Below are 14,413 nucleotides of genomic sequence, written 5' to 3'. Positions count from 1 at the left end.
GAACGAAAAATAAACAATGGCAATATGTGCCTTGCCAGCCAGTGATAAAAAAGGGCCGCGGTAGCGGCCCTTTGTTCAGGAGTGAAGATTAATGATGCTCAACCTGATGGCTGTGCTCTATATCTTCCGATTTTTTGCTAAAGCGGCGACGAACCACCACAAAGAACACCGGCACGAAGAAGATCGCCAGGATCGTCGCGGTCACCATCCCGCCCATTACGCCTGTACCGACGGCGTTCTGCGCACCGGAGCCGGCGCCGGAGCTGATAACTAGCGGCATTACCCCGAGGATGAACGCCAGAGATGTCATCAGGATTGGACGTAGACGCATACGTACTGCTTCAAGCGTCGCCTCAATCAGCCCTTTGCCCTCTTTCTCCATCAGGTCTTTGGCGAATTCAACGATCAATATTGCGTTCTTCGCCGACAGGCCGATGGTGGTCAGCAGACCCACCTGGAAGTAAACGTCGTTGGTTAGCCCGCGGAAGGTGGCGGCTAACAGCGCACCGACCACACCCAGGGGGACGACCAGCATAACCGAGAACGGAATCGACCAGCTCTCATACAGCGCCGCCAGACACAGGAAGACGACAATCAGCGAGATGGCATACAGGGCAGGGGCCTGGTTGCCGGACAGTCGCTCCTGATAAGACATCCCGGTCCAGTCGTAGCCGATACCGGAAGGCAGTTTACCCGCCAGCTCTTCCATCAGCGCCATCGCCTCACCGGTACTCTTGCCTGGCGCGGCCTGACCGAGGATTTCCAGTGACGGCAGACCGTTGTAGCGTTCCAGACGCGGCGAACCGTATTCCCAACGCGAGGTCGAGAAAGCAGAGAACGGCACCATCTGACCATCGCTGCCGCGAACATACCACTTGCCGATATCTTCCGGCAGCATACGGTATTTCGCTTCGGACATGATGTACACTTTCTTCACGCGGCCGCGGTCGATAAAGTCGTTGACATAGCTTCCGCCCCAGGCTGCGCCCAGCGTGGTGTTAATGTCGCTGATGGAGACGCCCAGCGCCTGAGCTTTCTCCTGATCGATATCGATTTTAAACTGCGGTGTATCTTCCAGACCGTTAGGGCGCACGCCGGTCAGCACGTCAGGATGCTGCGCCACCATGCCAAACAGTTGGTTACGCGCCTGGGTCAGTTTTTCGTGGCCGAGACCGCCCTGGTCAATCAGCTCGAAGTCAAAGCCGGTCGCGGTACCCAGTTCAACGATAGCCGGCAGGTTAAAGGCGAAGACCATCGCATCTTTAATCTGCGAGAAGTAGCCCATTGCTCTCGCGGTGATCGCTTCAACTTTGTTTTCCTCACCCGGACGCTGGCTCCAGTCTTTCAGCGAAACGAACGCGATACCGGTGTTCTGGCCGCGGCCGGCGAAACCGAAGCCGTTAACCGCAAACACGGATTCCACGTTGTCCTTCTCTTTGGTGAGATAGTAATTCGTCATCTCATCCAACACTTTCTGCGTACGCTCCTGGGTGGCGCCCGCAGGCAGCTGCGCCATACTCAGGAATACCCCCTGGTCCTCGTCCGGCAGGAACGAGCTCGGCAGACGGACGAACAGCCATGCCATACCCACCACGATAATCAGATACAACACCAGATAACGACCGGTGCTGCGCAGAATGTTGCCTACGCTGTCGGTGTAATGGTGCGTGCTCTTATCAAACATGCGGTTAAACCAGCCGAAGAAGCCGGTGGTCGCGCCATGGCTGCCTTTCTGAATGGGTTTCAGCATCGTGGCACACAGCGCCGGCGTCAGGATTAACGCCACCAGTACCGACAGCGCCATCGCGGAAACGATAGTGATGGAGAACTGGCGATAGATGGCCCCGGTTGAGCCGCCGAAGAACGCCATCGGGATAAATACCGCCGACAGCACCATAGCGATACCAACCAGCGCGCCCTGAATCTGTCCCATCGATTTACGCGTCGCTTCTTTCGGCGGCAGGCCCTCTTCCGCCATCACGCGCTCGACGTTCTCTACCACCACGATGGCGTCATCCACCAACAGGCCGATGGCGAGCACCATCCCGAACATCGTCAGGGTGTTTATCGAGAAGCCAAACGCCGCCAGCACCGCGAAGGTGCCTAACAGGACCACCGGTACCGCGATGGTGGGGATCAGGGTGGCGCGGAAGTTCTGCAGGAACAGATACATGACCAGGAACACCAGGATGATCGCTTCCACCAGCGTTTTAACCACTTCGTGAATAGAAATTTTCACGAACGGGGTGGTGTCATACGGGTAAACGATCTTCATCCCCGACGGGAAAAACGGCTCCATCTTCGCCAGTTCAGCGCGAATAGCGTTGGCGGTATCCAGCGCGTTCGCGCCGGTAGCCAGTTTAATACCCAGACCGGATGCCGGCTGGCCGTTAAACTTCGCCACCACGTCATAGCTTTCGCCGCCCAGCTCAATTTTGGCGACATCACGCAGACGAACCTGGGAACCGTCCTGGTTCACCTTCAGCAGGATGTTGCCAAACTCTTCCGTATTGGTCAGACGCGTCTGCGCGATGATCGAGGCGTTAAGCTGCTGGCCTTTCACCGGCGGCGTACCGCCTAACTGGCCCGCGGCCACCTGGGCGTTCTGCGCTTTCAGGGCGCTGATCACATCCACCGGCGTAAGCTGGAAGTTGTTCAGTTTGTTTGGATCCATCCAGATACGCATCGCATACTGGGAACCGAATAGCTGAACGTCGCCGACGCCGCTGGTACGGCTAATCGGATCCTTCATGTTGGCCGCCACGTAGTCCGAAATATCGTCCTGGTTCATGGTGCCGTTGGTGTTAATGACGCCGACAACCATCAGGAAGCTGCTGGACGCTTTCTCAACGCTAATCCCTTGCTGCTGTACTTCTTGCGGCAGCAGAGGCGTCGCCAGCGCCAGCTTGTTCTGAACCTGAACCTGGGCGATATCCGGATCGGTACCGGATTCGAAGGTCAGCGTAATGGTTGCCGTACCGGTGGAGTCGCCATTTGAGGACATGTACATCAGGTGATCGATACCGTTCATATTCTGTTCGATAACCTGAGTTACGGTGTTCTGCACCGTTTCGGCGTCAGCACCGGGGTACATGGCGGTAATGGAAATTGCTGGCGGCGCAATCGTCGGATATTGCGCCACCGGCAATTTGAGGATTGATAATCCCCCAGCCAGCATGATGATAATGGCGATCACCCATGCAAATATGGGGCGATCGATAAAGAAATTAGGCATGTCTTAACGGCTCCTGTTTAAGTTAAGACTTGGTTTGTTCTGATGGCGCGTTGCCTGCGGCTTGCTGTTTATCATCAGAAGCTACTTCCTGCGCTTTTACCTGCACACCTGGTTTGATTTTTTGCAGGCCGGTGACGATAACGCGATCGCCGGATTTCAGACCGTCAGTGACCAGCCATTTATCGCCGATCGCCTGAGAAGCAGTGACCTGGCGGACTTCGACTTTATCGCCTTCCCCCACTACCATGACGCTGGCGTCGCCGCGCGGCGTACGGGTAACACCCTGTTGCGGTACCAGCAGGGCGTCAGGGTTAATCCCTTCTTCCAGACGGGCACGGACGAACATCCCCGGTAGCAGGGTGTGATCCGGGTTCGGGAAAATAGCGCGTAGCGTGATTGAGCCGGTGGTCTGATCGACGGTGACATCCGAGAATTCCAGCGTGCCGGACTGCGGATACTTAAGACCGTCATTAGTCACTAGCTCCACTTTCGCTTTGCCGTTTTCCTGTTTCAGGCGGCCGTCGGCTAGCTCCTGCTTCAGGCGCAGGAAATCATTGCTCGACTGGGTGACGTCAACATAGATCGGATCCAGCTGCTGAACGGTTGCCAGGGCGGTCGTTTGACCATTCTGTACCAGCGCCCCTTCGGTCACGGTGGATTTACCAATCCGGCCGCTGATCGGCGAGGTGACTTTGGTGTAGGCCAGATTGATGCGCGCGGTTTCAACGGCCGCTTTCGCCGCGACCACGGCCGCATTGCTCTGCTGCGCCGTCGCAACGGCGGTATCGTAGTCTTGTTGACTAATATATTTGGTGCCCAACAGTTTCTGATAACGCTTGACCGTCAGTTGATCCATGTTTGCCGCCGCCTGGGCTTTTGCCAGGTCGCCTTTGGCGCTGTCATAGCTGGCCTGATAGGTGGCTGGATCGATCTGATACAGGGAGACGCCGGCCTGGATATCGCTACCTTCCACGAAGTTACGTTTTAAAATAATGCCACTGACCTGAGGACGGACTTCCGCAATGCGATAAGCGCTGGTGCGGCCTGGCAGTTCGGTGGTTATTTGTAGAGGTGCGGATTTGAGCGTCACAATACCGACTTCCGGCATGTGCTGGGCTCCCTGTTGAGCCGGTTTATCGTCACATCCTGTTAGCGCTAAGCTGCCTGAGAGCATCAGAACGACCGCCAGAGGCGTTAACCCTCTGTTTTTGTTCATATGTAAACCTCGAGTGTCCAATTTCAAAATGTTCAGTGGCTCAAACAACCACAAACCCACTACAGTCTTTCTATTATGGTCATGCTATGGTACATACATTCACAAATGTATGTAAACGTAACCTCTGTAAAGTCATTAACCTATGGCACGAAAAACCAAACAACAGGCACGTGAAACCCGGCAACTGATTCTGGATGTTGCTCTGCGTCTGTTTTCGCAGCAAGGCGTATCATCTACCTCGTTGGCAACAATTGCAAAAGCTGCGGGTGTAACGAGGGGGGCTATCTACTGGCATTTCAAGAATAAATCAGATTTATTCAACGAAATTTGGGAGCTGTCAGACGCCAGTATTAGCGATCTCGAAATTGAGTATCGGGCAAAATTCCCCAACGATCCACTCTCAGTTATCAGGGAGATTCTAGTCTATGTTCTTGAAGCGACAGTGACAGAAGAACGTGGTAATGACTCCAATTTACTGATAGTGTTTTATGTTCAGATAGTGCCCGATGACTTTGTCATGCAGCTCCACCGATTTTGAGAACGACAGGGACTTCCTGCCCAGCCTTGCCAGATGCTGTCTCAGATTCAGGTTGTGTCGCTCAATTCGCTGCGTGTAACGCTTACTGATGACGTGCAGTTTTCCCTTCAGACGTGACTCATACATCGGCCAGCCGTCCGTCATCCATACCACCACGTCAAAAACTGACAGCAGGCTCAGAAGACGCTCCAGTGTGGCCATAGTGCGTTCACCGAAAACGTGGGCTACCACCGCCCTGCGTATCCTGTCATACGCGTAAAACAGCCAGCGCTGACGTGATTTTGCACCGACGTAGCCCCATTGCTCGTCCATCTCCGCACAGACAATGACATCACTGCCCGGCTGTATCCGGGAGGTTACTGACTGCGGCCTGAGTTTTTTAAATGGCGCAAAATGGTGTTGAGGCCCACGCCCATTAGTCGTGCGGTGGCACGGCAACCGACGCCGTTCATAGCCATATCAATGATTTTCTGGTGTGTACCGGGCTGAGAAGCGGCATAAGTGAAGGTGAGCTGCCATGTTTTACGGCAGTGAGAGCAGAGATAACGTTGATGCCCGGCAGTACTTTTGCCATTACGCATCACGCCTTCAGTAGCGGAACAGGAGGGACAGCAGACGGAGACTGAAGCCACGGGAGCACCTCAAAAACACCATTATACACTAAATCAGCAAGTTGGTAGCATCACCGAAGAACGTCGACGATTAATGATGGAGATTATCTATCATAAGTGTGAGTTCGTCGGTGAAATGACCGTGGTGCAGCAGGCCCAGCGGCAGCTCTCCCTGGCGAGTTATGAGCGTATCGAGCAGACCTTGAAAGAGTGCATCGCGGCGAAGCTGCTGCCCGCCAATTTACTCACCCGGCGGGCGGCCGTGTTAATGCGCAGCTACCTTTCCGGGCTGATGGAAAACTGGCTGTTTGCCCCCGATTCGTTCGACCTGCATGCGGAAGCGCGGGACTACGTCGCTATTCTGCTGGAGATGTATCAATTCTGCCCGACGCTACGCGGCCCGGAGAGCTTGTCAGCTTAAAGGTAGCGCGCGGATGGGCGTGAATTTTTAGCGCCGTCCGCCGCTATTCGCCAGCGCTGAGAAGTGCTATTCTGCGCGCTTGCGACGACCCCCGGTATTCTCCGGCATTTGCATTCATTCATATTAACTATGCTGCACACGATCTCCAGGCAACGCGCCACGTTCATCTTTATTATCACGCTGCTCTGTTTTATTGGCCTTTTCAGCCCAGTCCAGGGCCGCGCCGCGGATCTCCCCGATCGGGCAGAGGTGCAGAGCCAGCTCAATACGTTAAACAAGCAAAAAGAACTGACTCCGCAGGACAAACTGGTCCAGCAGGATCTGACTCAGACGCTGGAAACGCTGGATAAAATCGAGCGTATCAAAAGCGAGACGGCACAGCTGCGACAGCAGGTCGAGCAGGCGCCGGCGAAGCTGCGCCAGGCGGTGGAGAGCCTCAACAACCTGAGCGATGTCCCGAACGACGACGCGACGCGCAAAACGCTAAGTACGCTCTCCCTGCGTCAGCTGGAGTCGCGCGTCACCCAGACGCTGGACGATCTGCAGAATGCGCAAAACGATCTGGCGACCTATAACAGCCAGCTGGTTTCCCTGCAAACGCAGCCGGAACGCGTGCAAAATGCGATGTTCAACGCCTCCCAGCAGCTGCAGCAGATCCGCAATCGTCTGAATGGCACCTCGGTGGGCGACGAGACCCTACGCCCGACCCAGCAGGTGCTGTTGCAGGCTCAACAGGCATTGCTCAACGCGCAGATCGAGCAACAGCGCAAGAGCCTCGAAGGCAACACTATCCTGCAGGATACCCTACAGAAGCAGCGTGACTACGTCACCGCCTGGAGCAACCGGCTGGAGCATCAGCTACAGCTGCTGCAGGAGGCCGTGAACAGCAAACGGCTGACCCTGACCGAGAAAACCGCCCAGGAGGCGGTTACCCCCGACGAAACGGCGCGTATTCAGGCCAACCCGCTGGTCAAGCAGGAGCTGGATATTAACCATCAGCTCAGCGAGAAGCTGATCCAGGCAACAGAGAACGGTAACCAGCTGGTGCAGCGCAATATCCAGGTCAAGAACTGGCTCGACCGCGCGCTGCAGTCTGAACGGGATATTAAAGAGCAAATTTCAGTTCTGCGGGGGAGCCTGCTGCTGTCGCGTATTCTTTACCAACAACAACAGACATTACCGTCGGCGGATGAGCTGCAGGATATGACCAACCGCATCGCCGACCTGCGGCTTGAACAGTTTGAGGTGAACCAGCAGCGCGACGCGCTGTTCCAGAGCGATGCCTTTGTCGCCAAACTGGAGGAGGGGCACAGCAGCGAAGTGAACGATGAAGTCCACGCCGCGCTACTGGAAGTGATCGACATGCGTCGCGAACTGCTTGATCAGTTCAACAAACAGTTGGGCAACCAGCTGATGATGGCCATCAACCTGCAGATCAACCAGCAGCAGCTGATGAGCGTCTCGAGCAGTCTGAAGGAAATTCTGACCCAGCAAATTTTCTGGGTGAACAGCAATAAACCGATGGATTGGGAGTGGATTAAGGCCTTCCCGGAGGCGCTGAAAGGTCAGTTTAAGGCGATGAAAATCACCGTGAACTGGGAAAAAGCGTGGCCTGCGGTGTTTGTCGCTTTCCTGGCCGGTTTACCGCTGCTGTTGATTGCCGGCCTCATCCGCTGGCGTCTGCAGTGGCTCAAGGATTATCAGGCAAAGCTTGCTTCCCAGGTGGGACAGCTGCGCAACGATACCCAACTGCATACGCCGAAGGCGATCCTGATCGATCTGATCCGCGCCTTACCGGTGGTACTGTTGATTCTGGCTATCGGTCTGATCTTACTCACCATGCAGTTAAATATTAGCGGACTGCTGTGGGCGTACAGTAAAAAGCTGGCTATGTTCTGGCTGGTGTTTGGCCTGTGCTGGAAAGTGCTGGAAAAGAACGGCGTCGCGGTCAACCACTTTAATATGCCGGCGCAGTTGACCAGCCACTGGCGGCGGCAGATTGTTCGCGTCAGCCTGGCGCTGCTGCCGCTGAATTTCTGGTCTGTGATTTCCGAACTGTCGCCGCTGAACCTGATGGACGACGTGCTGGGGCAGTTGGTGATTTTCTTCAACTTACTGCTGATCGCGGTGCTGGTTTGGCCGATGTGCCGGGAAAGTTGGCGCGATAAAGAGTCGCACAGCCTGCGCCTGCTGACGATCACGGTGTTGTCTATCGTTCCGGTGGCCCTGATGGTGCTGACGGCAACCGGCTACTTCTACACGACGCTGCGTCTGGCGGGACGCTGGATCGAGACCGTGTATCTGGTGATGATCTGGAACCTGCTGTACCAGACCGTGCTGCGTGGCCTGAGCGTGGCGGCGCGGCGTATCGCCTGGCGCCGCGCGCTGGCGCGCCGTCAACATCTGGTGAAGGAAGGGGCGGAAGGCGCCGAGCCGCAGGAAGAGCCAACTATCGCTCTCGAGCAGGTCAACCAGCAGACGCTGCGCATCACCATGTTGGTGATGGTCGCGCTGTTCGCGGTGATGTTCTGGGCGATTTGGTCTGATTTGATCACCGTTTTCGCCTACCTCGACAGCATTACCCTCTGGCACTACAACGGCACCGAGGCGGGGGCCAGCGTGGTGCGCAGCGTGACGATGGGCAGTTTGTTGTTCGCCATTGTGGCGTCAATGGTCGCCTGGGCGCTGATCCGCAACCTGCCGGGTTTGCTGGAGGTGCTGGTGCTGTCGCGGCTCAACATGCGTCAGGGGACCTCCTACGCCATCACCACCATTCTCAACTATGCGATTATCGCTATCGGGGCGATGACGGTATTCGGGGCGCTGGGCGTCTCCTGGGATAAACTGCAATGGCTGGCGGCCGCGCTGTCGGTTGGTTTAGGTTTTGGTCTGCAGGAGATCTTCGGTAACTTTGTCTCCGGCCTTATCATTCTGTTCGAACGTCCGGTGCGCATTGGGGATACGGTCACTATCGGAACCTTCTCGGGGACGGTAAGCAAAATCCGTATTCGCGCCACCACCATCACCGACTTCGATCGCAAAGAGGTGATTATCCCGAACAAGGCGTTCGTTACCGAGCGCTTGATCAACTGGTCGCTCTCCGACACCGTGACCCGGGTGGTGATCCGCCTCGGCGTCGCCTATGGCTCAGACCTGGATAAGGTGAAAGAGGTGCTGCTGAAGGCCGCGCACGATCATCCGAAAGTGATGCAGGAGCCGGCGCCAGCGGTTTTCTTCACCACCTTCGGGGCCAGTACCCTGGATCATGAACTGCGTCTGTATGTTCGTGAACTGCGCGATCGCAGCTACACGGTGGATGAGCTCAACCGCGCCATCGACCGCCTGTGCCGGGAGAATGAAATCAACATTGCCTTTAACCAGCTGGAAGTTCATCTGCGCAATGAAAAAGGCGATGAAGTTACCGAAGTGAAACGGGACGGGAAAGGCGACGATCTGGCGCCCACCACCGCGTCCTGATCGAAGAGGGGCGGCGCAAAGCCGCCCCTGCTGTATCAGGGCGCCAGCGCGGCGAGTTCTTCATCGCTCAGCCCGGTGAGCTCCTGCACGGTTTGACGTTCGAGGCCGCGCGCCAGCATTCTGGCGGCGATGCTGCGGGTAGCTTCCTGCTCACCCTCTTGCTGTCCCTGTTTACGGCCTTTCTCTTCCAGCCATTCGGCAATGGTCATCATCAGCTCCTTATGCCTGGGCGACTGCGCCGCCAGCGTGCGGATCAGCGCCCCCGGATGTTCCGTAGTTCCCGCCTGCAACATATAGCGCAGCAGCGTATTCAGCTGCGCTTCTGTCAGATAGCCTTGCGTCATCAGCGCAATCAGCGGCACCTGCAGCTCGGCCAGATCGCGATGGCGGATATGCTTTTGCAGCAGCTCCAGCATGGCCATCCGCCGATGACGGGCGATCTGATTATCTGGCATTACGGTGAGGTCCACCAGCGGAAAATCATTGCTATAGAGCGCCTTCGCCAGCGCCGGATCGGCGAATAGCTGTTGCCAGTTGCGGGCCCAGGGCCAGGGGCTCACTTTGCCGTGATAAAACAGAATCGGCACCACCAGCGGCAGCGTGTCGTGGCCGGCGTCCAGATGACGCTGCATGGCGGCCAGCGCATAGCGCAGCAGGCGAAATGCCATCAGCTTGTCCGGGGTACTCTGGTGCTCAATCAGCGCGTACACATAGCCCGCTCCATGACGCGTGCGCAGTGAGTAAAGGATATCGGAATAGCTGGCGCGCAGGTCCTCTTCAACAAAGCTACCGGAGACCAGCTGCAGCGAATCCAGTTCGCAGATCGCCAGAAACGGCGCGGGGAGGTACAACTGCAAAAAATCCTTCGCGACCGCCTGATGCATGAGCATCTGGCGAAACACCGCGTCGTGTGGGGTTTGACTGACTTTTTCCATCAATATTGTCTCCAGTGGCGTCATGCGCAGAGGACCAGACTGCCAGCACACTGCCGGAGACAACATCCTACTTCTCTGGGTTTTGCGACCCGCTTTCCGCGTTTTTTAACTTGTTTGCATAATCCCGCCGGACAATTTCCAGCGCGCTCAGCACGGTTTGCGCCGGGATCTGATGCGATTCCAGCAACATGATTAAATCGACGGCCAGTTTGACCTCATCGGATGCATTTTCCAGCGACATCGGGCTCTCCTGTTAGCGCGTCAGCCGCGCCAGTACGTTTTCAATCTTGTCCAGCGCCTGTCGGCAGCGCGCCAACCGGCCGCTGTAGGCTTCAACTTCTTTCCCCAGCCGCTGCTGCTCGTCAAGGCTGGTCGCCTGCGCCAGCTGACGCTGGCGTTGGTCGCGCATCGCCAGCAGGCGGCGCTCATACTCCTGATGCTGCAGGCGACGGCGCTGCCAGCGGCTCAACGTTGGCGACGCGTGGTCCCAACTGCGCAAGGACCAGGTGGCGGTTTCACGGCGCAGCGCGGCGATTTGTGCCGCCAGACGCTCGGCAATCCAGACCACTTGCGGCAGCTGCTGGCGCTCGACGGCCTGGCGGAGCTGGTTAAAGTTGTGTTGGGCTTCCGCCAGATAGGCCTGCATCAGCGTGCTGCGGGTGTGGAAGAGCTGGCGGTCAAAGCGCGGGCTGAGGGTCGCGTGCTCCGCCAGCGGCGCCACCAGCGCGGCCAGCTCACTCAGCTGGTCGTTCAGCGTTTGTAAAAGTTGAGCAGTTTTCACCAACCCCCTCCATTTTCCGTCAGCCAACTGTGCTACAGTAGCCTCATCTGTTTGATAACGATTCGCATTATGCCACCTGTTATTTTAACCATTATCGGCTGGCTGGCGGTAGCGCTGGGTACGCTGGGCGTCTTCTTACCGTTGCTGCCGACGACGCCGTTTATTCTGCTCGCCGCCTGGTGCTTTGCCCGCTCATCGCCGCGCTTTCACCAGTGGCTGCTGTATCGCTCCTGGTTTGGCGGCTATCTTCGCCACTGGCAACAGTACCGCGCCATGCCTCGCGGCGCTAAACCGCGCGCCATTGCGATGATCGTGGTGACTTTTGCTATTTCGCTATGGCTGGTTAAGCTTACGTGGGTGCGCATCATGCTGTTGGTCATTCTGGCCTGTCTGCTGATCTTTATGTGGCGCATTCCGGTGGTTGACGCAAAGCAACAAAAGCACTGATGCGCAATAATGCCTGTTGCAATTGTTGCCGACAGCCAGTAAATTCTGGCGTTTTCGAGCGCGGGCAAGCCTGGTCAAAGGTTAAACAAATGTTTCTTTGGCCCCTTTTGCACGCCCGTGGGTAATACCGTTTCAATCAGGCATACACTTATGACCGCAACTGCACAGCAGCTTGAATATCTGAAGAACAGCATCCAGAGTATCGAGGATTATCCAAAACCTGGCATTCTTTTCCGCGATGTCACCAGCTTACTGGAAGACCCGAAGGCCTACGCGCTTAGCATTGAACTGCTGACCGAGCGCTACAAAGACGCGGGTATTACCAAAGTGGTAGGGACTGAGGCGCGTGGCTTCCTGTTCGGCGCCCCGGTCGCGCTGGCGCTGGGCGTGGGCTTTGTTCCGGTACGCAAGCCGCGTAAGTTGCCGCGTGAAACCATCGCCGAGACCTATGAGCTGGAGTATGGCACCGATCAGCTGGAGATCCACGTTGACGCCATTAAACCGGGCGATAAAGTGCTGGTGGTTGACGATCTGCTGGCGACCGGCGGCACTATCGACGCCACGGTCAAACTGATCCGCCGCCTCGGTGGCGAAGTGCACGATGCCGCTTTCATTATCAATCTCTTCGATCTGGGCGGCGAACAGCGCCTGGAGAAGCTGGGGATCCACTGCTACAGTCTGGTGCCGTTCCCGGGCCACTAAGCAAATCCCTCCACATAGCCTCGCCGATCGGGCGGGGCTGTGATAGCATGACCCCTTCGTGATTTCACCTTCCAGCGTTTCAGAGCCAGCCCATGAGTTATCAGGTCTTAGCCCGTAAATGGCGCCCACAAACCTTTGCTGACGTCGTCGGCCAGGAACATGTGCTGACCGCACTGGCGAACGGCTTGTCGTTAGGGCGCATTCATCACGCTTATCTTTTTTCCGGTACCCGCGGGGTCGGGAAGACCTCCATCGCCCGTCTGCTGGCGAAAGGGTTAAACTGTGAAACCGGCATCACCGCCACCCCCTGCGGCGTGTGCGATAACTGCCGGGAAATTGAACAGGGGCGCTTTGTCGATCTGATTGAGATTGACGCCGCCTCGCGAACCAAAGTCGAAGATACCCGCGATCTGCTGGACAACGTCCAGTACGCGCCGGCTCGCGGCCGCTTTAAGGTCTATCTCATCGACGAAGTCCATATGCTGTCGCGTCACAGCTTCAACGCGTTGTTAAAAACGCTGGAGGAGCCGCCGGCGCACGTCAAATTCCTGCTGGCGACGACGGATCCGCAGAAGCTGCCGGTAACGATCTTATCCCGCTGCCTGCAGTTCCACCTGAAGGCGCTGGACGTTGAACAGATCCGCCATCAGCTGGAGCATATTCTTGGCGAAGAGCAGATTGCCTTTGAGCCCCGCGCGCTGCAGCTGTTGTCGCGGGCGGCCGATGGCAGCCTGCGCGATGCCTTAAGCCTGACCGATCAGGCGATTGCCAGTGGGGAAGGGCAGCTGACGGCCGCATCGGTGAGCACCATGCTCGGCACCCTTGATGACGATCAGGCGCTGTCGCTGATTGAAGCGCTGGTTGCTGCCGACGGCGAGCGGGTCATGACGGGCGTCAATGACGCCGCCGCACGCGGCGTCGAGTGGGAGGCGCTGCTGGTCGAGATGCAAAGCCTGCTGCACCGCATCGCCATGGTTCAGCTGTCGCCTTCGGCGCTGGGCGCCGACATGGCCGCGGTCGAAGTGCGGATGCGCGAACTGGCGCGAACCGTACCGCCCGGCGACGTTCAGCTCTACTACCAAACGCTGCTGATTGGCCGCAAAGAGCTGCCTTACGCCCCGGACCGGCGGATGGGCGTCGAAATGACGCTGCTGCGTGCCCTGGCGTTTCATCCGCGTAAGCCGCTGCCGGAGCCGGAGGCGCAGCCGGCACAGGCCGCCGCGCCCGCGCCGCGTCAGCCGGTTGCCCCCGCCGCGCCGTCGCCACAGTCGCCGCAGAGTTTGCCGCCGACCACCAGCCAGGTGCTGGCGGCCCGCAGCCACCTGCAGCGCAGCCAGGGAGCAACCACCCCAAAAAAGAGTGAACCGGCAGCCGCTTCCCGCGCGCGGCCGGTGAATAACGCTGCGCTGGAGCGACTGAGTTCGATTACCGAGCGCGTCCAGGCTCGTCCGGCCGCGGCCGCGCTGGAGCAGGCCCCGGCGAAGAAAGAGGCCTATCGCTGGAAGGCGACGACGGTGGTGGAAGAGACCAAAGTCGAAGTCGCCACGCCCAAAGCGCTGAAAAAGGCGCTGGAGCATGAGAAGACGCCGGAGCTGGCGGCCAAGCTCGCCGAAGAAGCGGTCGAGCGCGACAGCTGGGCGGCGGAAGTGAGCCAGCTGGCGGTACCGAAGCTGGTCGAGCAGGTGGCGCTCAACGCGTGGAAAGAGCAGGAGGGCAGCCGCGTCTGTCTGCATCTGCGTCCCAGCCAGCGCCACCTCAATTCCGCCAGCGCGCAGCAAAAGCTGGCTGAAGCGCTGGGGGTGTTGTACGGTACGCCGGTTGAATTGACCATCGTGGAAGACGATAATCCCGCGATGCGTACGCCGCTGGAGTGGCGGCAGGCTATTTATGAAGAGAAGCTCGCGCAGGCGCGCGAAGCCATTATCGCGGATAATAACATTCAGACCCTGCGTCGTTTCTTCGACGCCGATCTGGATGAAGAGAGTATTCGCCCCATTTGAATGCCAGTCTGACTGGCATTCAGTACCTTTAACGATGACTGACTGAGAGA

10 protein-coding genes, 2 pseudogenes and 1 other annotated feature are annotated in these 14,413 nt (G+C 57.6%); of the genes and pseudogenes, 6 read left to right on the top strand and 6 right to left on the bottom strand.

The features are described from left to right. Positions 1 to 88: 88 nt before the first annotated feature. Positions 89 to 3,235, bottom strand: coding sequence for a multidrug efflux RND transporter permease subunit AcrB (gene acrB, locus KB890_RS08245; protein ID WP_002892069.1), 3,147 nt, complete (start codon positions 3,233 to 3,235; stop codon positions 89 to 91). Between the two features lie 22 nt (positions 3,236 to 3,257). Continuing rightward, a complete protein-coding gene (gene acrA / locus KB890_RS08240) occupies positions 3,258 to 4,451 on the bottom strand; it encodes a multidrug efflux RND transporter periplasmic adaptor subunit AcrA (protein ID WP_002892072.1) in 1,194 nt (397 codons plus the stop codon). Between the two features lie 142 nt (positions 4,452 to 4,593). On the opposite strand from acrA, the pseudogene acrR (KB890_RS08235) reads away from it, so the two are divergent. Further along, a pseudogene (acrR, locus tag KB890_RS08235) lies at positions 4,594 to 4,908 on the top strand (multidrug efflux transporter transcriptional repressor AcrR); the annotation flags it as partial. Between the two features lie 15 nt (positions 4,909 to 4,923). On the opposite strand, the gene KB890_RS08230 reads toward acrR (KB890_RS08235), so the two are convergent. Then, positions 4,924 to 5,621 (bottom strand): IS1 family transposase gene (locus KB890_RS08230; protein WP_223174630.1). Its coding sequence is split into 2 segments (ribosomal slippage): positions 4,924 to 5,372 and positions 5,372 to 5,621, totalling 699 coding nucleotides; the frame shifts between segments, so codons are not numbered across the junction. A 46-nt stretch (positions 5,622 to 5,667) separates the two neighbouring features. Between KB890_RS08230 and acrR (KB890_RS08225) the strand changes: the two are divergent. After that, a pseudogene (acrR, locus tag KB890_RS08225) lies at positions 5,668 to 6,021 on the top strand (multidrug efflux transporter transcriptional repressor AcrR); the annotation flags it as partial. A 129-nt stretch (positions 6,022 to 6,150) separates the two neighbouring features. Then, a complete protein-coding gene (gene mscK, locus KB890_RS08220) occupies positions 6,151 to 9,498 on the top strand; it encodes a mechanosensitive channel MscK (protein WP_022631229.1) in 3,348 nt (1,115 codons plus the stop codon). 35 nt (positions 9,499 to 9,533) lie between these two features. Here mscK and KB890_RS08215 read toward each other — a convergent pair whose 3' ends face one another. From KB890_RS08215 to priC, 3 genes are all read right to left on the bottom strand, one after another. Further along, on the bottom strand, positions 9,534 to 10,433 hold the full coding sequence (locus tag KB890_RS08215) for an Rpn family recombination-promoting nuclease/putative transposase (RefSeq protein ID WP_020325194.1): 900 nt from the start codon (positions 10,431 to 10,433) through the stop codon (positions 9,534 to 9,536). Between the two features lie 67 nt (positions 10,434 to 10,500). Beyond that, positions 10,501 to 10,674 (bottom strand): pleiotropic regulatory protein RsmS, encoded by a 174-nt coding sequence (gene rsmS, locus KB890_RS08210; protein ID WP_002892136.1) that lies wholly within the window; start codon positions 10,672 to 10,674, stop codon positions 10,501 to 10,503. Positions 10,675 to 10,686: 12 nt separating this feature from the next. Then, positions 10,687 to 11,214 carry a primosomal replication protein N'' gene (gene priC, locus KB890_RS08205; RefSeq protein WP_002892142.1) on the bottom strand — a complete coding sequence of 176 codons (528 nt, stop codon included), beginning with the start codon at positions 11,212 to 11,214 and terminating at the stop codon, positions 10,687 to 10,689. A gap of 69 nt (positions 11,215 to 11,283) precedes the next feature. On the opposite strand from priC, the gene KB890_RS08200 reads away from it, so the two are divergent. From KB890_RS08200 to dnaX, 3 genes are all read left to right on the top strand, one after another. Then, positions 11,284 to 11,661 carry a DUF454 family protein gene (locus KB890_RS08200; protein WP_002892144.1) on the top strand — a complete coding sequence of 126 codons (378 nt, stop codon included), beginning with the start codon at positions 11,284 to 11,286 and terminating at the stop codon, positions 11,659 to 11,661. Positions 11,662 to 11,811: 150 nt separating this feature from the next. Beyond that, entirely contained in the window at positions 11,812 to 12,363 is a 552-nt protein-coding gene (gene apt, locus KB890_RS08195; RefSeq protein ID WP_002892145.1) for an adenine phosphoribosyltransferase, read from the top strand. A 92-nt stretch (positions 12,364 to 12,455) separates the two neighbouring features. Further along, the gene (dnaX, locus tag KB890_RS08190) at positions 12,456 to 14,363 is read left to right on the top strand and encodes a DNA polymerase III subunit gamma/tau (protein ID WP_020325187.1); all 1,908 of its coding nucleotides are present in this window, start codon (positions 12,456 to 12,458) and stop codon (positions 14,361 to 14,363) included. Next, positions 13,696 to 13,760, top strand: a sequence feature (DnaX frameshifting element). It overlaps the preceding gene by 65 nt. Positions 14,364 to 14,413 lie beyond the last annotated feature (50 nt).

It is taken from the genome of Klebsiella sp. P1954, from assembly GCF_018199955.1.
In the GTDB taxonomy this organism is placed as follows: domain Bacteria; phylum Pseudomonadota; class Gammaproteobacteria; order Enterobacterales; family Enterobacteriaceae; genus Klebsiella; species Klebsiella pneumoniae.
Note: the sequence above shows the minus strand (reverse complement) of the source record. Positions and strands in the feature narration are given on the sequence as shown.

Coding starts and splice junctions, on each gene's coding strand:
- acrB (WP_002892069.1), bottom strand. CDS start 3,235: ATGCCTAATTTCTTTATCGATCGCCCCATATTTGCATGGGTGATCGCC.
- acrA (WP_002892072.1), bottom strand. CDS start 4,451: ATGAACAAAAACAGAGGGTTAACGCCTCTGGCGGTCGTTCTGATGCTC.
- mscK (WP_022631229.1), top strand. CDS start 6,151: ATGCTGCACACGATCTCCAGGCAACGCGCCACGTTCATCTTTATTATC.
- KB890_RS08215 (WP_020325194.1), bottom strand. CDS start 10,433: ATGGAAAAAGTCAGTCAAACCCCACACGACGCGGTGTTTCGCCAGATG.
- rsmS (WP_002892136.1), bottom strand. CDS start 10,674: ATGTCGCTGGAAAATGCATCCGATGAGGTCAAACTGGCCGTCGATTTA.
- KB890_RS08200 (WP_002892144.1), top strand. CDS start 11,284: ATGCCACCTGTTATTTTAACCATTATCGGCTGGCTGGCGGTAGCGCTG.
- apt (WP_002892145.1), top strand. CDS start 11,812: ATGACCGCAACTGCACAGCAGCTTGAATATCTGAAGAACAGCATCCAG.
- dnaX (WP_020325187.1), top strand. CDS start 12,456: ATGAGTTATCAGGTCTTAGCCCGTAAATGGCGCCCACAAACCTTTGCT.